21 protein-coding genes are annotated in these 20,604 nt (G+C 71.5%); 14 read left to right on the forward strand and 7 right to left on the reverse strand.

Annotated features, from left to right (window positions below):
• Positions 1-285 precede the first annotated feature (285 nt).
• Both KUM49_RS42820 and KUM49_RS42825 read left to right on the forward strand, forming a co-directional pair.
• Positions 286-1,137: a helix-turn-helix transcriptional regulator gene (locus KUM49_RS42820; protein WP_217242351.1), complete on the forward strand. Its 852-nt coding sequence runs from the start codon at positions 286-288 to the stop codon at positions 1,135-1,137.
• 6 nt (positions 1,138-1,143) lie between these two features.
• Positions 1,144-1,338 (forward strand): DUF397 domain-containing protein, encoded by a 195-nt coding sequence (locus KUM49_RS42825; protein WP_217242352.1) that lies wholly within the window; start codon positions 1,144-1,146, stop codon positions 1,336-1,338.
• 6 nt (positions 1,339-1,344) lie between these two features.
• On the opposite strand, the gene hutI is transcribed toward KUM49_RS42825, so the two are convergent.
• From hutI to hutU, 4 genes are read right to left on the reverse strand one after another with little or no spacing between them, the layout of a single operon-like run.
• Positions 1,345-2,517, reverse strand: coding sequence for an imidazolonepropionase (gene hutI / locus KUM49_RS42830; RefSeq protein WP_217242353.1), 1,173 nt, complete (start codon positions 2,515-2,517; stop codon positions 1,345-1,347).
• A gap of 38 nt (positions 2,518-2,555) precedes the next feature.
• On the reverse strand, positions 2,556-3,905 hold the full coding sequence (locus tag KUM49_RS42835; RefSeq protein WP_217242354.1) for a formimidoylglutamate deiminase: 1,350 nt from the start codon (positions 3,903-3,905) through the stop codon (positions 2,556-2,558).
• Positions 3,902-5,131 (reverse strand): allantoate amidohydrolase, encoded by a 1,230-nt coding sequence (locus KUM49_RS42840; RefSeq protein ID WP_217242355.1) that lies wholly within the window; start codon positions 5,129-5,131, stop codon positions 3,902-3,904. Before KUM49_RS42840 ends, KUM49_RS42835 begins: the two co-directional genes overlap by 4 nt.
• Positions 5,128-6,792 carry a urocanate hydratase gene (gene hutU, locus KUM49_RS42845; protein WP_217242356.1) on the reverse strand — a complete coding sequence of 555 codons (1,665 nt, stop codon included), beginning with the start codon at positions 6,790-6,792 and terminating at the stop codon, positions 5,128-5,130. The genes KUM49_RS42840 and hutU overlap by 4 nt, the downstream gene beginning before the upstream one ends.
• A gap of 225 nt (positions 6,793-7,017) precedes the next feature.
• Between hutU and KUM49_RS42850 the strand changes: the two genes are divergently transcribed.
• From KUM49_RS42850 to KUM49_RS42870, 5 genes are all read left to right on the forward strand, one after another.
• The gene (locus tag KUM49_RS42850) at positions 7,018-8,412 is read left to right on the forward strand and encodes a diaminopimelate decarboxylase (RefSeq protein ID WP_217242357.1); all 1,395 of its coding nucleotides are present in this window, start codon (positions 7,018-7,020) and stop codon (positions 8,410-8,412) included.
• Positions 8,413-8,582: 170 nt separating this feature from the next.
• A complete protein-coding gene (locus KUM49_RS42855) occupies positions 8,583-9,014 on the forward strand; it encodes a hypothetical protein (RefSeq protein WP_217242358.1) in 432 nt (143 codons plus the stop codon).
• Positions 9,011-9,952: a hypothetical protein gene (locus tag KUM49_RS42860; protein WP_217242359.1), complete on the forward strand. Its 942-nt coding sequence runs from the start codon at positions 9,011-9,013 to the stop codon at positions 9,950-9,952. The genes KUM49_RS42855 and KUM49_RS42860 overlap by 4 nt, the downstream gene beginning before the upstream one ends.
• A 46-nt stretch (positions 9,953-9,998) precedes the next feature.
• A complete protein-coding gene (locus KUM49_RS42865) occupies positions 9,999-10,547 on the forward strand; it encodes a roadblock/LC7 domain-containing protein (protein WP_217242360.1) in 549 nt (182 codons plus the stop codon).
• A gap of 19 nt (positions 10,548-10,566) precedes the next feature.
• Entirely contained in the window at positions 10,567-10,941 is a 375-nt protein-coding gene (locus KUM49_RS42870; protein WP_217242361.1) for a hypothetical protein, read from the forward strand.
• Positions 10,942-10,951: 10 nt separating this feature from the next.
• On the opposite strand, the gene KUM49_RS42875 is transcribed toward KUM49_RS42870, so the two are convergent.
• Positions 10,952-11,473, reverse strand: a complete 522-nt coding sequence (locus tag KUM49_RS42875) for a hypothetical protein (protein WP_254402677.1) — start codon at positions 11,471-11,473, stop codon at positions 10,952-10,954.
• Between the two features lie 494 nt (positions 11,474-11,967).
• Here KUM49_RS42875 and KUM49_RS42880 point away from each other — a divergent pair, with 494 nt between their 5' ends.
• The 3 genes from KUM49_RS42880 (at position 11,968) to KUM49_RS50090 (ending at position 14,505) form a co-directional block, all read left to right on the forward strand.
• Positions 11,968-12,312: a hypothetical protein gene (locus KUM49_RS42880; protein WP_217242362.1), complete on the forward strand. Its 345-nt coding sequence runs from the start codon at positions 11,968-11,970 to the stop codon at positions 12,310-12,312.
• 631 nt (positions 12,313-12,943) lie between these two features.
• On the forward strand, positions 12,944-14,347 hold the full coding sequence (locus KUM49_RS42885) for a condensation domain-containing protein (protein WP_217242526.1): 1,404 nt from the start codon (positions 12,944-12,946) through the stop codon (positions 14,345-14,347).
• Positions 14,348-14,382: 35 nt separating this feature from the next.
• Positions 14,383-14,505 carry a hypothetical protein gene (locus tag KUM49_RS50090; protein ID WP_302185580.1) on the forward strand — a complete coding sequence of 41 codons (123 nt, stop codon included), beginning with the start codon at positions 14,383-14,385 and terminating at the stop codon, positions 14,503-14,505.
• A gap of 170 nt (positions 14,506-14,675) precedes the next feature.
• Here KUM49_RS50090 and KUM49_RS42890 read toward each other — a convergent pair whose 3' ends face one another.
• Together KUM49_RS42890 and KUM49_RS42895 are read right to left on the reverse strand one after the other, a co-directional pair.
• Positions 14,676-15,605, reverse strand: a complete 930-nt coding sequence (locus KUM49_RS42890) for a MurR/RpiR family transcriptional regulator (RefSeq protein ID WP_254402651.1) — start codon at positions 15,603-15,605, stop codon at positions 14,676-14,678.
• Entirely contained in the window at positions 15,602-17,110 is a 1,509-nt protein-coding gene (locus KUM49_RS42895) for an aromatic amino acid ammonia-lyase (RefSeq protein WP_217242363.1), read from the reverse strand. The genes KUM49_RS42890 and KUM49_RS42895 overlap by 4 nt, the downstream gene beginning before the upstream one ends.
• A gap of 141 nt (positions 17,111-17,251) precedes the next feature.
• On the opposite strand from KUM49_RS42895, the gene KUM49_RS42900 reads away from it, so the two are divergent.
• The 4 genes from KUM49_RS42900 to KUM49_RS42915 are packed head-to-tail and all read left to right on the forward strand — an operon-like array spanning position 17,252 to position 20,558.
• Positions 17,252-18,298, forward strand: coding sequence for an ABC transporter ATP-binding protein (locus tag KUM49_RS42900; protein WP_217242364.1), 1,047 nt, complete (start codon positions 17,252-17,254; stop codon positions 18,296-18,298).
• A complete protein-coding gene (locus tag KUM49_RS42905; RefSeq protein WP_217242365.1) occupies positions 18,295-18,936 on the forward strand; it encodes an ABC transporter permease in 642 nt (213 codons plus the stop codon). The genes KUM49_RS42900 and KUM49_RS42905 overlap by 4 nt, the downstream gene beginning before the upstream one ends.
• A gap of 1 nt (position 18,937) precedes the next feature.
• Complete coding sequence (locus KUM49_RS42910; RefSeq protein ID WP_217242366.1) at positions 18,938-19,609, forward strand: ABC transporter permease; 672 nt, start codon at positions 18,938-18,940, stop codon at positions 19,607-19,609.
• Between the two features lie 10 nt (positions 19,610-19,619).
• Positions 19,620-20,558, forward strand: a complete 939-nt coding sequence (locus KUM49_RS42915) for an ABC transporter substrate-binding protein (protein WP_217242367.1) — start codon at positions 19,620-19,622, stop codon at positions 20,556-20,558.
• The last annotated feature ends 46 nt before the right edge of the window (positions 20,559-20,604 follow it).

Here is a 20,604-nt window from a genome sequence, read left to right on the forward strand (position 1 = left end):
CGAACAGCTGTTGCGCATCGGTGACGGTGGAGGCCAGGTTCATCGAGCGGGTGAGGATGAACAGGTCGGAGCAGGCGGTGAGCAGGCATGCGGCAGCTCCAGGGGCGGGGTTGGTGAGTGGACGCAGGCGGTGGCATTGCCGCAGCCGTCACGGCAGGACGGAGTGGTGCGCTTCCGCAGCGTGTTCGTCGCATCACCGACGGTAGGGTAGAAATTCATACCCTCCCAACCGGCTCGCGTAATCTGACCCCCGAACGAGGAGTCCCAGAGAGGCAGTTAACTCGGATGACCATGCGGAACCAGCCCACTGCACGGCACGTACGCCTGGGCTCGGAGCTGCGCAAACTACGAGAGGCCGCCGGTAAACCGGCCAAAGAGCTGGCCGAACTCCTCGGGTCGAGTTCGGCGCACATGAGCCAGATCGAGGCCGGCCGTTCGGCGATCAGCGAGCAGCGCCTCCGTAGATGGGCTGCGCACTGTGCCTGCACGGACGAGGAATTGATCGAGGCGCTCGTGGCGATGGCAGCCGAGCGCACGCGCGGTTGGTGGGACGAATACCGAGGGGTCCTGCCTCAGGTGAACCTGGACGTGGCAGAGGCGGAGCACCACGCGACGTTCCTCCGCGAGGTTGTCATCACGTACGTTCCGGGGCTGCTCCAGACTCCCGACTACGCCCGAGCTGTGTTCCAGTACATGCGTCCGGAGCTGCCCGAGAGCGAACTGGCGCCCCGCGTCGAACACCGCATTCGGCGGCGTGCGGTCATCGAGGGGGACAACCCCACCCCTTACGAGACGATCCTGCACGAGTTCGCGCTACGCATCCGTGTGGCCGACCGCCAGGCATCCCTCGTGCAACTCCGACGGATCCTGGACCAGATCGACCAAGGGCACGCCACCGTACGCGTCATCCCGACCGACCAGGACGGCTTTGGCGGTGCCGACGCTTCGATGATGTACATGGGCGGTCCACTGCCCCAGCTGGACACCGGCCTTCTCGACGCCTCCACCGGAACCATGTTCATAGATGCGGAAGCAGAGTTGAAACGGCTTCGAACGCTCTTCCGTAAGGTGGAGACGGCGTCGCTGGACCCGGCGGCGTCACGGGACCTCATCCACCGCTTGACGAAGGAGCTGTGAGGCGCCATGACCCATGTCCTGCACTGGCAAAAGTCCACGTTCTCGGGTGGCGGCGAGGGCAACACCTGCGTCGAACTCGCCGCCACCCCCACCGCCCTCCACCTCCGCGAAAGCGACACCCCCGACACCGAACTCACCACCGCCACGGTCCCGTTGGCCCACCTCATACGCGGCGTGAAGTCGGGTCTGTTCCGCGTCTGAGTGGCATCACGCCACGCGCTCTCCCCGCCGCCACACCCCGCTGACCAGCGGAACCCCCGGCCGGTAGGCCAAGTGCACATGGCTCGGCGCGTCGAGCAGGGTCACGTCGGCGTACGCCCCCGGCGTGAGGCGGCCGACGTCCTCCCTGCGCAACGCCTGCGCGCCGCCCGCCGTCGCCGACCACACCGCCTCGTCCGGCGTCATTCCCATGTCCCGTACCGCGAGCGCGATGCAGAAGGGCACGGACGAGGTGAAGGACGAGCCCGGGTTGCAGTCGGTGGAGAGGGCGACCGTGACCCCCGCGTCGAGGAGGCGGCGGGCGTTCGGCCACTCGGCGCGGGTGGAGAACTCGGCGCCGGGGAGCAACGTGGCGACCGTACGTCCGCTCGCCAGCGCGGCGACGTCCGCGTCGGTCAGGTGCGTGCAGTGGTCCGCGCTGGCGGCGTCCAGTTCGACCGCGAGCTGCACGCCGGGGCCGTACGACAGCTGGTTGGCGTGGATGCGCGGGTGGAGCCCCTTCGCCTTGCCCGCCGTGAGGATGGCGCGGGCCTGGTCGCCGTCGAAGGCGCCCTTCTCGCAGAAGACGTCGATCCAACGGGCGTACGGGGCGCAGGCGTCGAGCATCTCGCCGGTGACGAGGGCGACGTACGCGGCGGGGTCGTCGGCATGGTCGGGGGAGACGATGTGGGCGCCGAGGTAGGTGACCTCGTCGGTGTGGGCGGCGGCGATGCGCAGGGCGCGGGACTCGTCGGCGACGGTCAGGCCGTAGCCGGACTTCGTTTCGAAGGTGGTCGTGCCCTGGCGGAGGGCTTCGGCGAGGTAGCGGGTGAGGTTGGCCTCCAGTTCGGCGTCCGTAGCGGCACGGGTCGCCGCGACCGTCGTACGGATACCGCCCGCGGTGTACGAGCGCCCCGACATGCGGGCGTTGAACTCCGCCGTCCGGTCGCCCGCGAAGAGCAGGTGGGAGTGGGAGTCGACGAAGCCCGGGAGGACCGCGCGGCCGGCGGCGTCGAGGTGGTTGTCAGTGGCGGGTGCTTTGCTTGATTCACCGGTCCACGCGATGCGGTCGCCGTCGATGACGATGGCCGCGTCCTGGATCAGACCGAGGCGAGAGCCGTCACCGAGGGAGGGGTCGTTGGTGACCAGCGTGGCGATGTTGGTGATGACAGTGCTGCTCATCGTGTCCTCGTGGGCGTGGGCTTGGGCGTCGGTGGGGTTCAGGAACGCAGGGCTTGGACCGCGGCCGCCAGCGCCCGCGGCACATCCGGTACGAGGGCGTGCACCCCGTCGCGGACGACGTGCCGCCCGCCCACGATCGTGTGCCGTACGTCCGCTGCGGTCGCCGCGAATACGGCCGTCTCGGCGCCGAGCCTGGGCAGCGGCCCCGCCGTTCTGACCGAGTCGAGCGCGATCGTCGTGAGGTCGGCGAGCGCGCCGGGTTCGATGGTGCCCGCCTCGTCCCAGCCGAGGGCGGCGTGGCCGTCGGCGGAGGCGGCCCGCAGCAGGGCGGCCGCCGTCCAGTGACCGCGGGTGCGGGTGCGCAGGCGCTCGTCGAGCTCCATCGCGCGTGCCTCTTCGAGCAGGTCGATGACGGCGTGGCTGTCGGAGCCGAGGGAGAGCGGGGAGCCGGCTTTCTGGAGGGCGGCTGCGGGGCCGATGCCGTCGGCCAGGTCGCGCTCGGTGGTGGGGCACATGCAGGTGCCGGTTCCCGAGTCGCCGAGCAGGGCGATGTCCTCGTCGGTGAGGTGCGTGTTGTGGACGCCGGTGGTGCGCGGGCCCAGCACCCCGTGCTCGGCGAGGAGCCGCGTCGGCGTGCAGCCGTGCGCCTCCCGGCAGGCGTCGTTCTCGGCGGTCTGCTCGGACAGGTGCACGTGGAGCGGGGCCCGCCGCTCCTCGGCCCACCGCGCCACCGTAGCCAACTGCCGGGCGGGCACGGCCCGTACGGAGTGGATGGCGGCCCCGATCCGCGCGTGATCCCGGTCCTTGAGAACTGAACAGCGTTCCGCCCAGGCGTCCGCGCTCCCGTCCGAGAAGCGGAGCTGGTGGGTGTTGGGCGGCTGTCCGAAGCCGGAGGAAAGGTAGGCGGCGTCGAGGAGGGTGATGCGGACACCGGCTTCGGAGGCGGCGTCGACAAGGGCCTCGCCCATGGCGTTCGGGTCGGCGTACGGGGTGCCGCCCGGGGCGTGGTGCAGGTAGTGGAACTCGCCGACGGCCGTCACACCGGCCAGGGCCATCTCCGCGTACACCGCGCGGGCCAGCGCGTGGTAGGTCTCCGGGGTGAGCCGGTCGGCCACGGAGTACATGACCTCGCGCCAGGTCCAGAAGGTGCCGGAGCCGACCTGGACGGTGCCGCGCAGGGCGCGGTGGAAGGCGTGCGAGTGGGCGTTCGCCAGGCCCGGGAGGGTCAGGCCGCGGAGGGTTTCGGCGCCGCGGGGCGGACTGGGGGTGTCCATGCGGACGGCGGTGATGCGGCCGTCCGTGACCTCGACGGCGACCCCCGGCTCGACGTGGGTGTCGAGCCAGGCGTGCTCCAGCCAGTACGTACGAGTCCGCTCCGTCGGGGTCACGTGCAGGCCAGCCCTTCCAGTACGTCGGCGAGAGCGACAACCCCCGCCACGCAGTCGTCCTCCGCCGCGTACTCGGCCGGGGAGTGCGAGACGCCGGTGGGGTTGCGCACGAACAGCATGGCGGTCGGGATGCTCCCGGAGAGGATGCCGGCGTCGTGTCCGGCACCGGTGCCCAGGACGGGGACCTTGAGGCCGGTGTCCTTGCCGCTGTCCCTGCCCAGGATGCGGGCGAGTTCGTCGCGCAGGGCGTGGTCGAACTCGACGACCGGCGTGAAGGACTCACGGACGACGTCGAGGTCGACGCCGTGAGCGGCGGCGTACTCGCGGGCGGCCCTCTCGACCCCGGCCACGACCGTGTCCAGGGTCTCCTGGTCGGCGGCCCGGGAGTCGAGCCAGCCGCGCACCAGGGAGGGGACGGCGTTGACGCCGTTCGGCTCGACGGCGATCTTGCCGAAGGTGGCGACGGCACCGGCGAGCTGGGCCTCCCGGCGGGCGGCGAGCACGGTCTCGGCGTACGACAGCATGGGGTCGCGCCGGTCGACCAGCCGGGTCGTCCCGGCGTGGTTGGCCTCGCCCCGGAAGTCGAACCGCCACCGTCCGTGCGGCCAGATGGCACTGGCGATGCCGACCCGGTCGCCGCTCAGGTCGAGCGCCCGCCCCTGTTCCACGTGCAGCTCGACGAAGGCGCCGATACGGCCGAGGCGCTCCGGGTCCGGCCCGATGGCATCGGGGTCGTACCCGGCGGCCTCCATGGCGCGCGGCAGGGTCACGCCGTCCCCGTCGGTCAGCCGGTGCGCCTGCTCGGCGCCGAGCTCCCCGGCGGCCAGCCGCGACCCGACACAGGCGAGCCCGAACCGTGCCCCCTCCTCGTCACCGAAGTTGACGATCGCGAGGGGCTTGGTGAACTCGGCCCGCCGTGCGCGCAGTTCATCCAGCGCGGCGAAGGAGGACACGACCCCGAGGGGCCCGTCGAAGGCTCCGCCGTCCGGCACGGAGTCGAGATGCGACCCGGTGACGACGGCGTCCCCGGCAGCGGGATCCCCGAGCCAGGCCCACTGGTTCCCGTTCCGGTCCAGCTCGTACGTCAGCCCGCGTGCCTCGGCCTGCGCCTTGAACCAGGCCCGGCACTCGGCATCGGCGCTGGTCCAGGCGAAGCGGCGGTAGCCGCCGGAGGCGGAGCTGCGGCCGATCGTCAGCAGCTCCGTCCACATGCTGTGGAAGGTCACGCGTCGTCACCTTCACGCAGCGGGACCCGGACCCCGCGCTCGTCCGCGACCGACTCCGCGATGTCGTACCCCGCGTCGACGTGCCGGATGACACCCATACCTGGGTCGTTGGTGAGAACCCGGCGGATCTTCTCCCCGCCCAGCTTCGTGCCGTCGGCAACGGTCACCTGCCCGGCGTGGATCGACCGCCCCATGCCGACGCCACCGCCGTGGTGGATGGACACCCAGGACGCTCCCGACGCCACGTTCACCATGGCGTTCAGCAGCGGCCAGTCGGCGATAGCGTCCGAGCCGTCGAGCATCGCCTCGGTCTCGCGGTACGGCGACGCCACCGACCCGGCGTCGAGGTGGTCGCGGCCGATCGCCAGCGGTGCCGCCAGCTCGCCGCTCGCGACCATGTCGTTGAACCGCTCACCGGCCTTGTCGCGCTCGCCGTAGCCGAGCCAGCAGATGCGGGCGGGCAGGCCCTGGAAGTGGACCCGCTCCCCCGCCAGTTTGATCCAGCGGGCGAGGGACTCGTTCTCGGGGAACAGGTCGAGGATCGCCTTGTCGGTCTTGGCGATGTCGGCGGGGTCGCCGGACAGGGCCGCCCAGCGGAAGGGGCCCTTGCCCTCGCAGAACAGGGGGCGAATGTAGGCGGGGACGAAGCCGGGGAAGGCGAAGGCGCGGTCGTACCCGGCGAGCCGGGCCTCGCCGCGGATCGAGTTGCCGTAGTCGAAGACCTCGGCGCCGGCGTCCATGAAGCCGACCATGGCCTCGACGTGGCGGGCCATCGACTCGCGGGCGCGGGTGGTGAAACCGGCCGGGTCCTTGGCCGCGGCCGACGCCATGTCGTCGAAGTCGACGCCCGCCGGCAGATAGGCCAGGGGGTCGTGCGCCGAGGTCTGGTCGGTGACGATGTCGACGGGGGCGCCCTCGGCAAGCATGCGCGGCAGCAGCTCGGCCGCGTTGCCCAGCAGGCCGATGGAGAGGGGGCGGCGGGCGTCGCGGGCTTCGACGGCGAGCTGGAGGGCGTGCTCCAGGGAGTCGGCCTTCACATCGAGGTAGCGGTGCTCGATGCGGCGCTCGATGGCACGCGGGTCGCAGTCGATGCAGATCGCGACGCCGTCGTTCATGGTCACGGCGAGCGGCTGGGCGCCGCCCATGCCGCCGAGGCCGGCGGTGAGGGTGATCGTCCCGGCGAGGGTGCCGCCGAACTTCTTCGCGGCGACGGCGGCGAAGGTCTCGTAGGTGCCCTGGAGGATGCCCTGGGTGCCGATGTAGATCCAGGAGCCGGCGGTCATCTGCCCGTACATGGTCAGGCCCAGCTGTTCCAGGCGCCGGAACTCCTCCCAGTTCGCCCAGTCCCCCACCAGGTTCGAGTTGGCGATGAGGACGCGCGGGGCCCACTCGTGGGTCTGCATGACGCCGACCGGGCGGCCGGACTGGACGAGCATCGTCTCGTCCTGCTTGAGGGTCCGCAGCGTGCGGACCATGGCGTCGAAGGAGCGCCAGTCGCGGGCCGCCTTGCCGGTGCCGCCGTAGACGACGAGCTTGTCGGGGTGCTCGGCTACCTCCGGGTCGAGGTTGTTCTGCAGCATCCGCAGGGCGGCTTCCTGCTGCCATCCCAGGGCGCTCAGTTCCGTACCGCGCGGTGCTCGTACGGGGCGGGGTCCTGACATGGTCTGCCTCCTGGCTCCTGGTGGATTGCTCCCGACGGATTCTTACTGTCGATATTCACATCCTGACTCTCTGAATAGAACTAGTCAATACGTTCTTGCGTCGGCATGGGTGAGGGCACGGATGTTTCGCTGGACAGAGGGACAGGGAGACGCAGGGACACAGGGACACACACATCGGCAGCCGGCCCGGCACGCGGGCGCAGGCGGCGACAGGACGGGGACGTCGTGGACCAGGACAACAGCAGTACCGGTGATCCGAGCGGCGACACCGACGGGGAACGGGTCGTCCGCCGGGACGAGGCGGTTCGCGCGGCCGTGGAGCAGGGGCTGCTCCGGCCGGACGCGCCCATCGTCGGCCTGCTCGACGTCACCGGGATCCGCGAGTCGGCCGCGGCCCTGCGGGCGGCGTTCGACGAGGTCACGGCGCCGGGTACGCCCGTACTGCACGCCTTCGCGGTGAAGGCGACCCCGCTGGTGCCGGTGCTGCGGCTGCTGCGCGAGGAGGGCATCGGCGTCGAGGTGGCGAGCCCGGGCGAGCTGGCCCTGGCGCGGGCGGCGGGGCTGCCGCCGGACCGGACGGTTCTCGACTCGCCCGCCAAGACGCCGGCCGAGCTGAGGGAGGCGCTGGCGCTGGGGATCGCCGTCAACGCCGACAACCCGCAGGAGCTGGACCGCATCGACGCTCTGATGAGGTCGGCGGCCAGTCGCTCCCCCCTCGGCATCCGGGTGAACCCGCAGGTCGGGGCCGGGGCCATCGAAGCGCTCTCCACTGCCACGGCGACCTCGAAGTTCGGGGTGGCGCTGCGGGACGAGGGGGCGCGCGAGTGGGTGGTGCGGGCGTACGCCGAGCGCCCCTGGCTGTCCCGGCTGCACACGCACTCCGGGTCGCAGGGCGTCCCGCTGTCGCTGATGGCCGAGGGCGTGGCGGCGACGTACGCGCTCGCGGAGGAGATCAACCGGCGGATCGGGCACCCGCAGATCGACACGATCGACATCGGCGGCGGGCTGCCGGTGAACTTCACGTCGGACGTGACGACACCGACGTACGCGGACTACGCGCGGGTGTTGAAGAAGGCGGTGCCGGGGCTGTTCGACGGGCGGTACGGGCTGGTGACCGAGTTCGGGCGGTCACTGCTGGCCAAGCACGGGACGGTGGTGGCGCGCGTCGAGTACGCCAAGAGCGCCGGCGGGCGGCCGGTCGCGGTGACGCACGCGGGCGTGCAGGTGGCGACGCGGACGGTGTACGCGCCGGGGGCGTGGCCGCTGAGGATCGCCGCGTACGACGGCAAGGGGCGGCCGAAGGAGGGGCCCGAGGTCGCGCAGGACGTCGCCGGGCCGGCGTGCTTCGCGGGCGACCTGCTCGCCCAGGGGTATGCGCTGCCGCTCCTCGAACAGGGCGACTACGCGGCGGCCCTGGACACGGGGGCGTACTACTTCGCGCACCACTACGCGTACAACTCCCTGGCCCGGCCGGGGGTTTACGGCTTCGCGCCGGACGGGGCCGGGGGCACCGCCTTCGCGATCGTGCGGGAGGCGCAGACCGTCGAGGAGATCGTGGCCGAGTCGGGAGGGGCGCACGCGGGCGCACTCACCACACTCCGCACACCGGGACGCCATTGACGCGCTCCGGGGGATCTGGTGATCAACTGGCCAGGGAAAAAAGGTCAGTTGACCCACCTTAGTCACTCGCCGCATGTTCCACCGGAAAATGCCAGAACCCTCACCCCGCACGCACACGTTGCGTAGCTTCGGCGTCACTCAGCCGAACCCCAGGCGGGAGGGGAACAACGGTGCCCGGAATCGACGAGTGCCTGCTCGAAGCCATGCGGCTGCCCGGTGCCCGGGGCGCCGCACTGGTCGACTGGACGAGCGGGCTGGCCCTGGGCGTCGTCGGGGAATCCCCGGGCGGCGACCAGGAGACGGCCGCGGTGGAGGCCGCGGAGCTCGCCCGGCTCGCCGCCGAGCAGCACGCCTTCGCACCCGACACCGGTGCGGACGCAGAGGACGGCAGGACCGGCGGGTCACGACACGACGACGGCATCGATCCGCCCGTCGAGGACCTGATCATCAGCAACCGGGACAGCTATCACGTGCTGCGGTTCGTGCGGACGCCCTTCGACAGCAGCGTGTGTCTGCACCTGTGGCTGGCCCGCTCGGAGGGCAACCTCGCGCTGGCCCGCATCCGGCTCGGCGAGATGGCCGGACGGCTGGTGCTGGGATGACCGCCGTACAGACCACCCCGCCACCCCGGCTGCCGGTGCGGGAGAGAGCGGCGGTCCAGGACCGGGGGTGGGGCGGCGTCTCGCCCATGCTGACCCGGCTGGCGGCCGAACGGGCCACCGGCGTCCTGGTCCGCGAGCGCGGCACGCTCCACCTCGCCGAGGGCCGGGTGGTGCACGCCGACAGCCCGTCCGCCCCCGGCCTCGACGTCCTGCTCACCGCCCGCGGCACCCTGGAAGCCGGCGCCTGGCGGCAGGCGCTGGCCGAGACCGGTGACCGGCACCGCGCCGGCCACCTCCTGGTCGACGACGGACACCTCACCCCGGGCGCGCTGGAGCTGTGCCGGCTGACCGCGCTGTACGACGCCGCGTACTTCGCCCTCGCACCCAGCAGCACGCCGGGCCGCTTCCGCTACGGCACCGAGGACGGCGAGGACGGCGAGGACGCGGGGCCCGCGCCCGCCTGCGGGTGCCCGGTGCCCGTGGCCGCCCTGGAGCGCGAGACCCTGCGCCGCCGGGACATGCTGCACCGCATCTGGCCCGACCCGACGACCGACGAGGCCCCGCTGGCCCGGACGCACCGCGCCGCGCCCCCGGCGCCCACCTCCCGCCAGCGGGCGGTCCTGGCCGAGCTGGACGACGTGCGCACGGCGACGGACATCGCGCGGGAGCTGGGCCGCCCGGCGTTCCACACGCTCGTGGACCTTCGGCGCCTGGCGGCGGCCGGCGTGGTCAGACCCCGACCCCGCCCGCCTGTCCCCGCCGAGTCACCCGGCACGCACGAGACACCGGGCACGTACCAGGTGCCCGGGACATCCGAGGCGCCCGGCACACCGGAAGCACCCGCGGCACCGGACCCGCTCGCGGGAATCCCCGTCGACGTCACCGACCCCCACATCACGCTGCTGAAGAGGCTCAGGGATGCGCTGGAGGCCCTTTGAACGGCAACGGCAGCAGCAGCGGACCCGCGCCGAGAGGAGCGACCTGATGGCAGCCGAGCCCGACATCCTGGAGGAGTTGCGCCGGCTCAGAGCCCGCGTGCCCCAGCTCACCGGCGCCCTCGCGACCGGCGCCGACGGTCTCGTCCTGGCCCAGGACACGCCCGGCGTCGACCCGGCGGACGTGGCCACGCTCGTCACGACCGCCCGGGGCCTCGCCGCACAGCTGGCCGACGTGACCGGTCAGGGGGACTTCCGCGAGCTGCTCGTGCGCGGGGTCTACGGCTATGTGGCCACCTACGCGGCGGGCCACGGCGCCGTGCTGACGCTGCTCGCCCAGGACCGCGTCAACGTCGGCCGCCTGCACCTGGAGGGCCGGCGGTCGGGCGCCCGTATCGGCGAGCTCGTCGACACCGCGACGGCACCCCCGGCGCCTCGGGCCGACCCGGCCACTCCCGCCAAGTCTCCCGCCAAGGCACCCGCCAAGGCCGCGACCGCCGCCCGGAGCAGAGCCCCGCGCACACCACGGGCCACCACGACCGCCACGACCACGACCACGACCACGACCACCAACGCACGTACCACAAGCGACAGTTGAAAGGAACCGAGGAACAGTCATGGCCAACACCGAAACCACACTCAAAGAAGCACTCGCCTCCATCGAGGGCGCCACCGGCGTCGCGCTCGTCGACTACACCAGCGGCATGGCGCTGGGGACGCTGGGGGGCAGCAAGGGCTTCGACCTCAACGTCGCCGCCGCCGGCAACACCGACGTCGTCCGCTCGAAGATGCGCACCATGGAACACCTCGGGCTCAAGGCCCAGATCGAGGACATCCTGATCACCCTCTCCGACCAGTACCACCTGATCCGGCTGATCAGCGGCCGCGGCGGCAACGGTCTCTTCCTCTATCTGGTGCTGGACGCCAAGCGGGCCAACCTGGCGATGGCCCGCCACCAGCTGAAGAGGATCGAAGAGGACCTGGAGGTCTGACCGGGCCTGACTAGACCAGGGCCGCGGTGCGGCGGCGCGCTCCACCCGGGGCCGCGTCGCCGGCCGCGATGCCCGTACTGCGATAGGCCTTGACCGTCTTGCCGGCCGGACGGCCGCCGTTCGCCGCGAGCCAGTCGACACGCACCCACAGCAGCGCGTCCCCGGCCTGCTCGCGCCGCCCCAGCCAGGCGGCCTTCAGCCACAGCCCCGTACCGCATCCGGCGAGCAGCATGCCGCCCGCGGCGGGCACGGCGAACGCGCTGCCGAGCGCGGCGAGGAAGGCGAGCAGCAGCCACCAGAGGTGGCCCCGGCGCCAGTTGCGCGCGCTCACCGCACGGTCCTGGAGCACGTCGTGCTTCCCGGCGCGGACGGCGGAGCTCGCCAGCGCGGCGTACCGCTTGCGGCCGCGGTACGACACGACAGCCGCGGCGACGACGAACAGGACGGCCCCGGCCATCACCCCGATCCGCCGGCCCGTGATGCCCGGCACCGCTAGGCCGATGCCCGCCGCGAACACGCCGAGCCACCACATCGGCGCTGCTCCCGCCCGTACCACGACGGCCACCCGAGCCAGTCCCTGCCCTCCGCGCCCCTCGCGAACTCCGCGTGACACGATCCGCCTCCTCGTCGTCTCAGCACGATTTCTGGGCGCACAGATTAGCGAGGAATCGTGAGACGAGTCTGAGAAGTGTTGTCCTTCCGGAGTTGAGGATGGCGTTTCCGCTGGGCGGGCATGGGGCCGGTGGCCCCGTGGGAGTAGTGGCCTGTCGTGCTGTCGCTGCCCGGGAGGTCGTGGATGCCGTCGGTGGCCGGGCCGAGGAACAGCGTGAGCCGGGTGCCACCAAGCGCAGTGGAGCGCTTCGAAGTGGCGGTCCTTCGGTCAGGAGCCTTATGGCGCATCCGTGTTGCAGGCTCCCCAGGGGCGTGATCATATCTTCCCGAATGCCACAAAGAGGATATTCCGCCGTGGCAACTAGAGGGCAGGCCGCGCCCCGACCCGGCCTGCCAGGCCCCTGGGAGGACCAGATGTCTCACCTCATACTCCGTTCAGCCGCCACCCTCGTGCTGGCTGCCACGCCCCTCTTCGCGGCCGTGCCCGCGCAGGCCGCTCCCCAGCAACAGTTGCCCTGCCAAGCCGACATCCAGAAGACAGACGGTGACCTGACCAGCACGGTCACCCTCACGGTCGTTTGCAACGTGGACAAGACAGTGGGAGCGAGGATCACCGTCGGGGAGACCGTGCTGCTGGACCTGCAGCAGACCGTGCGCGCCAATGTGGAAGAGCGCCTCACCCTCACCATCCCCCGCGTGCCGCGCGTGTGCGCCACACTGCAGGCCGACGGAGAGACGACGACGGTCTGCACCCTCTGACAGCCGAGCCGACAAAGGCTGGTCCGGACGGAACGACAGCGCCGCCCGCACCGAGCGGCAACACCGGGCCGCTGGCCCGGACACCGAGTGGCGCTCGCACGACAGCCATACCCCACCGGCTCTCTGGTGTTCCGTCACCTGCTGGTGCTCGCGGTGCGCTTCATCCCACAACCGGGGGAGAACAGGCGGCGGCCCTCGCTGTGGCGGAAGCTGACGGGCCGGTGGTGCGGCCAAGGACCCCTCGCCGCACGGGAACAGTCGGTGACGCGATGTCCAACTGCTCCCACCACCAGGAGATCGTCGGAAGCGGAAGCGGTTCCAGAGCTGTATTCAGCCGGGCGCCGCTTCCCTCACACCGCCGACGAGCCTCCGGGACCGGCCAAGACCCCGGCAGTCACCCCTTCGTACGTGGGCGCCTCGTCCTGGCGGGTGCCGTCATCGCCTTCCATGGGCCTGCGCGGGGCGCATCGGCGGTGGGGTCCGCCCGCTCTTCTCTTTCTCACCGGGCCGCGCAGGTGAACGCCTGGGCTCGCTGGTGTCGCGGCAGGGCCGCACCGCATTGACGCCGGCGAAGAGACGGTCCGGTCCGAGTCACCGCTCCCCTGCACCCCTGTGAACGGAGATGCCTGCCGTGCGAATGACCGACATCCAGCATTGCGAGGCCCGGCCGGGCCTCCTCATCGAGTGGACGCTCGATCAGGAGGCCATCGAGACAGCGACCGGTCTGCCAGAAGATTCCCGACCGCCGGCGTATGTCCAGGAGTCGCACATCCGGACGGCCAAGTCGGTGCGCGAGGACGGCCTGTTCGTTCCGACCTGGCTCGGCACGACGTTCGACATCCCGGGCATGATCGATCTCGACGTACTGCAGGACGCCCTGCGGACCTGGACCCTCCGGCACGAGACGCTGCGCAGCGGCTTCCGCTGGGCCGACGACGAACTGCGTCGGTTCACGCTCGATGCCGAGGCCGTCGTACTTCATCGCGAGGTGGTCGGCGAGTTCTCCGACGTGGAGAGACTCGTGCAGCGCCTCCAGGACCGCTTCGACGTCGCGGCGAACGCGCTCAGCTGGCCGAACTTCATCTACGCGGCGATCGTCCGGGACGACGGCACGAGTGTGTACATGGCCTTCGACCACAGCAACGTCGACGGGTACTCCGTCCAACAGATCCCCGCCGAGATCCACGAGCTCTGCGCGGCGGCTGTCGAGGGCCGTCCCGTTCAATGGGCACCGGTCGGCAGTTACGTGGACTTCTGCGAGATCGAACGGGCAGACGCGGACCGGATCGACGGCACGCACGAAATCGTCGCCCGCTGGCGGCAGTTCATCGACCTGTGTGGCGGTGACCTGCCGAACTTCCCCGTCGATCTCGGCCTGGATCCCGGCGGCCCTCTGCCCACGCAGAAACTCATGCACGACATGCTCGTCGACGCCGACGACATCGCCGCGTTCGACGAGGCCTGCCGGCCCTTCGGCGGAGTTCCGGTCGGCCTCCTGGCTGCCACGAGCCTCGTCGTCCACAAGATCGGCGGCGAACCCGCCTTCCGGACAGTCGTGCCGTTCCACACACGCGCGAAGTCCGAATGGCGGGACTCCGTGGGCTGGTACGTCGGCGGCGCGCCGATCGAGATCCACACGGCACAGGCAGGCGATTTCCAGTGCCTCCTGGACATGGTGCACACCGCGGTGCACGCCAACAGGTCGATGGCCCGCATGCCCATCGGCCGGGTGCTGCGCCTGCTCGGCTCGGACTTCCGCCCGACGTCGCCCGACCTGTACTCGATCGTCTCGTACATCGACACCCGGCACATCCCCGGATCGGCACGCTGGACCGAGCTGAAGGCGTACGGCCTGGTCAGAGTGTCCTACGGGGACAGGGTGTGCGCCTGGTTCAACAGGCTCCACGAGGGGCTGTACTTCGCCACCCGCTACCCGGACACCGACATCGCCTACAAGAACATGCGGCTGTATGCCGAGCAGATGCGGGAGGTCATCCTCTCGGTGGCCCGGAACGGCCCCGGCGAGCCCGTCTGACGGGACCGACGTCGGTATCGCCGCGGGCGGTGGCGATGACGGCCGGACGACGGGCGCAGTTCTCCGCCCAGCAGCGGGAGCGGCTGACCGCTCTGGGCGTGAAGGCCACTGAGCGACCCGTTCCGGCACCGGCGGCCAAGGGTGCCGGGACGGCGTGAGCGGCCTTCCAGCGTGTAGCACGCCACGAAGCCCACACCACCCACAAGATCTCGCCCGAGTCGCACGGCGAAACAGGCGCTCGATCCGCGAATCGCCCCCCTGAGAGGCTGGGCCCGGACGGACGGCGAGTCGTCGGGCGGAGACGGGTCACGCGGTCACGCGGTCACCGTCACTCCACGAACAACCCGCGCGCCGCCGCCCGCGCGTCGAACTCCTCCAGTCGCGCCTGCGCGTCCGGCAGGTCGTCGCACATCGCCTCCAGCAGGACGCGGCCCAGCAGCATCGGCGCGCAGGCCGTGTCGAAGGCCAGCCCGGTGCCGACGGCGGCCGGCAGCAGCAGGTCGGACACCTTGGCGACCGGCGCGAAGGCCGAGTCGGCGACGCTGACGACCGTCAGGCCCGCCTCCTTGGCGTACGCCAAGGCGTCCACGACCTCGCGCGGGTGCCGGGGCAGCGCGAAGCACAACAGGGTCGAGGCGCCCGCGCGTACGGCGGCGTCGATCCGGTCGTGGATCATCGTGCCGCCCTCGTTGAGCAGCCGTACGTCCGGATGGACCTTGGCGGCGAAGTACGCGAAGCCGTACGCCTGGGAGGCCGCCGCCCGCAGCCCGAGCACGGGAAGCGGGCGCGAGGCCGCGAGCAGCCGCCCCGCCTTCTGCACGGGCCGTGGGTCGGCCAGCACCTCCGCGAGGTGCCGCAGGTTCTCGATCTCGGCCTCGACGGCCTGCTGGTACTCGTTGTACGACGCCGAGGCGGCCGTCTGTTCGGTGGGCGCGACCTCGCGCAGGTGTTTGCGCAGAGCGGGGTAGCCGTCGAAGCCGAGGGCGACCGCGAAGCGGGTGACGGAGGGCTGACTGACCCCGGCCAGCTCGGCCAGCTCCACGCTGGACAGGAACGGCACGTCGGCGGCCCGCCGCACCATGCTGTGCGCGATGCGCCGCTGGGTCGGCGTCAGCCGGTGCCCCTCGAACAGCGCCTGCAGCCGCGCGGCGGGGCTGTCCGGCACGGACACACCCGCGTCCGGCACACCCGCACCCGACTCCCGGGCCACCGCACCCGACTCCGCGCCCACCGCACCCGTCTCCGTGTCCGCGCTCATGCCTCGCTCCCCCTCCAGATGTCCGTGAACCGGTCGAGCAGTGCGGCCGCGGTCGTCACGTCGTGTGTGAGCGGCCGGTCGGCCGGGTCCTCGTCGAGCACCGACTCGGCGAGCTCCTGCGCGCGGCCCACCGGAAGGTCCGGGTCGGGCCTGAGGTCGCGCTGGCGCAGCGCCCGTACGGCGGCGACGAGTTCGCAGCCGACGACGAGACGGTACGCGCCGCACGCGCGCAGTGTCTGACGTGCGGCGAGCGAGGCGAAGCTGGCCTGTTCCTCGACGCCCCGGGAGAGTACAGCGTGGCCCAGGGAGGCGGGCGCGGAGAAGGCCCGCAGGTCGCCGAGGGCGGCTCCGGCGGCGTACTCGAGGATCATCACGCCGGAGGAGGCGGCCTCCTGGCCGGCGAGGAAGGGCCGCAGCCGCGTGAAGGCGGGCTCGTTCAGAGACGACAGGCGGGACGTGGAAAGCCGCGCCACCTGTGTCATTGCCAGCCTGAAGTGGTCCAGGGAGAGGGCCAGTTGGGCCTGGTAGAAGCCGCCGTGGTGATAGGCGGCCAGATCCTCGGGGCAGATCAGGGGGTTCTCGGCGGCCGCGTTGATCTCGATCGCGAGGACCTGCTCCAGGGCGTCGGCCGCGTCGTGGGCCGGGCCGTGGATCTGGGGCAGGCAGCGGAAGCCGTACGGGTCCTGGATGCGGCCGAGCGGCGGGGTGGGCCGGTCGGCGGCGCCGATCAGCTCGCGCATCCGGCGGGCCACCTCGCTGGAGCCGCGGTGCGGGCGGGCGGCGTGCACGGGGGCGGCGTACGCCTCGTGCGAGCCGTCCACGGCCAGCAGGGAGAGGGCGCCGACGATCTGGGTGGCCTCCAGCAGCCCGCGCAGTTCGTGCAGGGCGAGGGCGGACTGGCCGAGGGTGAGGGCGTTGCTGCTGATGAAGGCCAGGGCGTCGTTGTTGTCGAGCGGCTGGGCGTCGGGCGCGCCCGTGCCCCGCCAGGGATGTTCGCCGGCCAGGGCGAGGCCGGCCTGGGCGAGGGCGGCGATGTCGCCGGTGCCGACCGAGCCGAACTCGTTCACGACCGGGTACGCCCCGCTCTCCAGCGCCTCGCACAGGGCCGTGACGACGGTGGGCCTCAGGCCCGCGCCGCCGGCCAGCAGCTGGTTGGCGCGGACGGCGAGCATGGCGCGCACCTGCCGGGCCGGGAGTTCCTCGCCGATGGCGCCGGCGTGGCTGCGCAGCAGTCGTAGACCGTGCTCAGCGGCCGCGTCGGTGGGCACGTCCTCGTTCCGGTTGGCGCCGACGCCGGTGGAGCGGCCGTAGACGCGTCCGGTGGCGGCGATCCGGCGGGCGGCGTCCCAGGAATCCTCGACGCGCCGCACCGCTTCGCTCCCCGGGACCGGCCGGGCGGCACCGTCGGCGAGCCGCACGACGTCCGTGACGCCGAGACCGACCCCGTCGAGGACGACGAGCCCCGGGCCCGCAATCCACGGTGTGTCCACGATCCGAGACGACATCAAGCCCAAAACCTCCTCGATACGGACACCTGATCTTGCTTCTCGGTCATCCGTTACCTCGGATTAACACCGGGCCGTTGACAACCTATTCATCTACGGAGAACTCTGCATGACGTTATACAGCCGGGCAAGGGACAACTCATGATCCAGTTCGACGCGGTCCACAAGCGCTTCCCCAACGGCACGACAGCAGTCCACGACCTCACCCTCGACATGCCGGAAGGCGGCGTGACCGTCCTCGTCGGATCCTCCGGTTGCGGCAAGACGACCACCCTGCGGATGATCAACCGGATGGTCGAACCGACCTCCGGCACCATCCGCGTCGGCGGCAAGGACGTCACCCGGCAGGACGCGGCCGAACTGCGCCGCTCCATCGGGTACGTCATCCAGCAGTCGGGCCTCTTCCCGCACCGCACGGTGCTCGACAACATCGCGACCGTGCCGCTGCTGCTCGGCCACGGCCGCCGCAGGGCACGGGCCCGGGCGGCCGGACTCCTCGAGACCGTCGGCCTCACCGCCGAGGCCGGCCGTCGCTACCCGCACCAGCTCTCCGGCGGCCAGCAGCAGCGCGTCGGTGTCGCCCGGGCGCTCGCCGCCGACCCGCCGGTGCTGCTCATGGACGAGCCGTTCGGCGCGGTCGACCCGGTGGTGCGCACCCAGCTCCAGGACGAACTGCTCAGGCTCCAGAAGGAGCTGAACAAGACCATCGTCTTCGTCACGCACGACATCGACGAGGCGGTACGGCTCGGCGACCAGATCGCGATCTTCCGCACCGGCGGCCACCTGGTGCAGTGCGCCACCCCCTCCGAGCTCCTGGCCCGCCCGGCCGACGACTTCGTCGCCGACTTCCTCGGCGCCGAGCGCGGCCTCAAGCTGCTGTCGCTCAAGACCCTCACGAACGTCCCGCAGGGCCCGGCACCGGAGGGCGGCCCCTGGACCCTCGTCGTCGACGAGACGAGCAGGCCACTGCACTGGGCGTCGAAGGACGCCGAGATCCCCGTACGGCCGCTCAAGGACGACGACTCCCTGCTCGCGGCGCTCAACGAGTCCGTCGCCTCCCCCGGCGGCCTGATCGCCCGGGTCGACGCGCACGGCGTCCTCACCGGCGTCTCGTCCCGCGACGACATCCACACCCACGCCGGCCAGGCCCACACCGAGGCCCGCGCGGAGACGGGTGCGGCCGCGTGACCATCGACTGGTCGTGGATATCCGGCCACACCGACGACCTCACCACCCTCACGGTCTCCCACCTCCGGGCGGCCCTGAGCGCGGTCTTCTTCGGCCTGCTGATCTCGCTCCCGCTCGCGGTGGTCGCCCACCGGGTCCGCTTCCTGCGCGGGTTCCTGCTCGGCGCGTCGAACGTCCTGTTCACCATCCCGTCGATCGCGGTCTTCGTGCTGCTGCTGCCGGTCAGCGGCCTCACCCGCACCACGACCGTGATCGGCCTGACGGTCTACACCCTGGTCGTCCTGCTCCGGAACACCGTCGAGGGCCTCGACTCGGTGCCCGCGAGGACGAAGGAGGCCGCGAAGGCGATGGGCACGCGCCCCCTGCGCACGCTCCTCACCGTCGAGCTCCCGCTCGCGCTCCCCGTGATCATGGCGGGCGTCCGGATCGCGACGGTCATGTCGATCTCCCTGGTCTCCGTCGCGACCTACATCGGCGACGGCGGCCTCGGCCAGCTGTTCACCGACGGCTTCCAGCGCAACTACCCGACCCCGGTGATCGTGGGAGTGGTCCTCACCCTCCTCCTCGCCGTCGTAGCGGACGCCCTGCTGGTCGCCCTCCAGTACGTCCTCACCCCGTGGAAGAGGCGGCGAGCCTGAGATGTACGAACTCTTCTCCGACCTCGGCGGCTGGCTGACCAGCGGCGCCCAGTGGTCCGGCTCGGACGGCATCGGCCACCGCCTCGCCGAACACCTCCAGTACTCGCTCCTGGCCACCCTCATCGCGACCGTCATCGGCCTCCCGCTGGGCCTGCTGATCGGCCACACCGGCCGCGGCGCGTTCCTCGCCATCAACCTCGCGTCCTTCGGCCGCGCCCTGCCGACCGTGGGCCTGGTCGTCCTGGTCTTCCTGGCCGGCGGTCTGTCGATGCTGCCCGTGTACGTCGCCCTGGTCGCCCTGGCGGTCCCGGCGATCGTCACCAACACCTACGCCGGGATGACCGCCGTCGACCCGGACGTGAAGGACGCGGCGCGGGGCCAGGGCATGCGCGGCCACCAGGTCCTGCTCCAGGTGGAGTTCCCGCTCGCCCTGCCCCTGATCATGACGGGCCTGCGCCTGGCCCTCATCCAGGTGGTGGCCACGGCCACGATCGCCGCGTACGTCTCCTTCGGCGGCCTGGGCCGCTACGTCTTCGACGGCCTCGCCCAGCGCGACCTCGTGCAGGTGCTCGGCGGCGCGGTGCTGGTAGCCGCGGTGGCCGTCGCCCTGGACCTCTGCCTCGCCGGCCTCCAGCGCTTCCTCTTCCGCCACCGCACCCACCGCACCGCCTAGGGAACCCCGAATGAATCGTCGTACGCTCCTCGGCGGCCTGTTCGCGGCCGCCTCCGTCCCCGCCCTCTCCTCCTGCGCGAGCGGCATCACGTCCCTCGACAGCCAGGGCTCCACCTCCGGTGGCAGCGGCTCCAGCAAGGGCGGAATCACCATCGGCACCGCCAACTTCACCGAGAACCAGGTGCTCGGATACCTGTACGCCGCCGTACTGCAGGCGGCCGGCGTGAAGACCACCGTCCGCCCCAACCTCGGCACCCGCGAGATCCTCATCCCCGCCCTCAAGGGCGGCGACATCGACCTCCTCCCCGAGTACCAGGGCGCCCTCCTGCACTACCTCGCCCCGAAGGCGACCGCGACCGAGGAGGGCGAGATGCAGAACGCCCTCGCCATCGCCCTGCCCGCCGGCCTCCAGGTGCTGCCGTACGGCATGGCCGAGGACTCGGACGCCTTCGCCGTCACCCAGGAGACCGCCAAGAAGTACGGCCTGACCTCCCTCGCCGACCTCAGGAAGCAGAACGGCAAGCTGGTCATCGGCGCCGCGCCCGAGGTCAAGAAGCGCGAGGTCGGCGTGATCGGCCTGAAGGACGTGTACGGGGTGGAGTTCAAGGAGTTCAAGTCCCTCGACTCCTCCGGCCCGCTGGTCAAGGGAGCCCTGAAGAAGGGCGACGTGGACGTGGCGAACCTCTTCACCACGGACACCGACATCGTGGCCAACGACTGGGTCGTGCTGACCGACCCGAGGAACCTCATCCCCGGCCAGCACATCGTCCCCCTCATCGCCGACCGCAAGGCCGACTCCACGGTCCGCAAGGCCCTCGCCGAGCTCGGCAACATCCTGACCACAAAAGACCTCACCGAGCTCAACCGCCAGGTCGACAAGGACAAGAAGGACCCCGAGGACGTGGCGAACGCGTACGCCGAGCAACACGGCCTGACGCGGAAGGCCTGAGCACCCCCCACCGAACCGGGGGGATAACCCCAGTGCGGCAGCCGTT

The organism is Streptomyces sp. AC555_RSS877 (genome assembly GCF_019049245.1).
GTDB lineage: Bacteria > Actinomycetota > Actinomycetes > Streptomycetales > Streptomycetaceae > Streptomyces.

What these genes read in the sequence shown, in the direction of transcription:
- KUM49_RS42820 (WP_217242351.1), top strand. Translation starts at nt 286, where the DNA reads ATGACCATGCGGAACCAGCCCACTGCACGGCACGTACGCCTGGGCTCG.
- KUM49_RS42825 (WP_217242352.1), top strand. Translation starts at nt 1,144, where the DNA reads ATGACCCATGTCCTGCACTGGCAAAAGTCCACGTTCTCGGGTGGCGGC.
- hutI (WP_217242353.1), bottom strand. Translation starts at nt 2,517, where the DNA reads ATGAGCAGCACTGTCATCACCAACATCGCCACGCTGGTCACCAACGAC.
- hutU (WP_217242356.1), bottom strand. Translation starts at nt 6,792, where the DNA reads ATGTCAGGACCCCGCCCCGTACGAGCACCGCGCGGTACGGAACTGAGC.
- KUM49_RS42860 (WP_217242359.1), top strand. Translation starts at nt 9,011, where the DNA reads ATGACCGCCGTACAGACCACCCCGCCACCCCGGCTGCCGGTGCGGGAG.
- KUM49_RS42865 (WP_217242360.1), top strand. Translation starts at nt 9,999, where the DNA reads ATGGCAGCCGAGCCCGACATCCTGGAGGAGTTGCGCCGGCTCAGAGCC.
- KUM49_RS42870 (WP_217242361.1), top strand. Translation starts at nt 10,567, where the DNA reads ATGGCCAACACCGAAACCACACTCAAAGAAGCACTCGCCTCCATCGAG.
- KUM49_RS42875 (WP_254402677.1), bottom strand. Translation starts at nt 11,473, where the DNA reads ATGTGGTGGCTCGGCGTGTTCGCGGCGGGCATCGGCCTAGCGGTGCCG.
- KUM49_RS42880 (WP_217242362.1), top strand. Translation starts at nt 11,968, where the DNA reads ATGTCTCACCTCATACTCCGTTCAGCCGCCACCCTCGTGCTGGCTGCC.
- KUM49_RS50090 (WP_302185580.1), top strand. Translation starts at nt 14,383, where the DNA reads ATGACGGCCGGACGACGGGCGCAGTTCTCCGCCCAGCAGCGGGAGCGG.
- KUM49_RS42890 (WP_254402651.1), bottom strand. Translation starts at nt 15,605, where the DNA reads ATGAGCGCGGACACGGAGACGGGTGCGGTGGGCGCGGAGTCGGGTGCG.
- KUM49_RS42895 (WP_217242363.1), bottom strand. Translation starts at nt 17,110, where the DNA reads ATGTCGTCTCGGATCGTGGACACACCGTGGATTGCGGGCCCGGGGCTC.
- KUM49_RS42900 (WP_217242364.1), top strand. Translation starts at nt 17,252, where the DNA reads ATGATCCAGTTCGACGCGGTCCACAAGCGCTTCCCCAACGGCACGACA.
- KUM49_RS42910 (WP_217242366.1), top strand. Translation starts at nt 18,938, where the DNA reads ATGTACGAACTCTTCTCCGACCTCGGCGGCTGGCTGACCAGCGGCGCC.
- KUM49_RS42915 (WP_217242367.1), top strand. Translation starts at nt 19,620, where the DNA reads ATGAATCGTCGTACGCTCCTCGGCGGCCTGTTCGCGGCCGCCTCCGTC.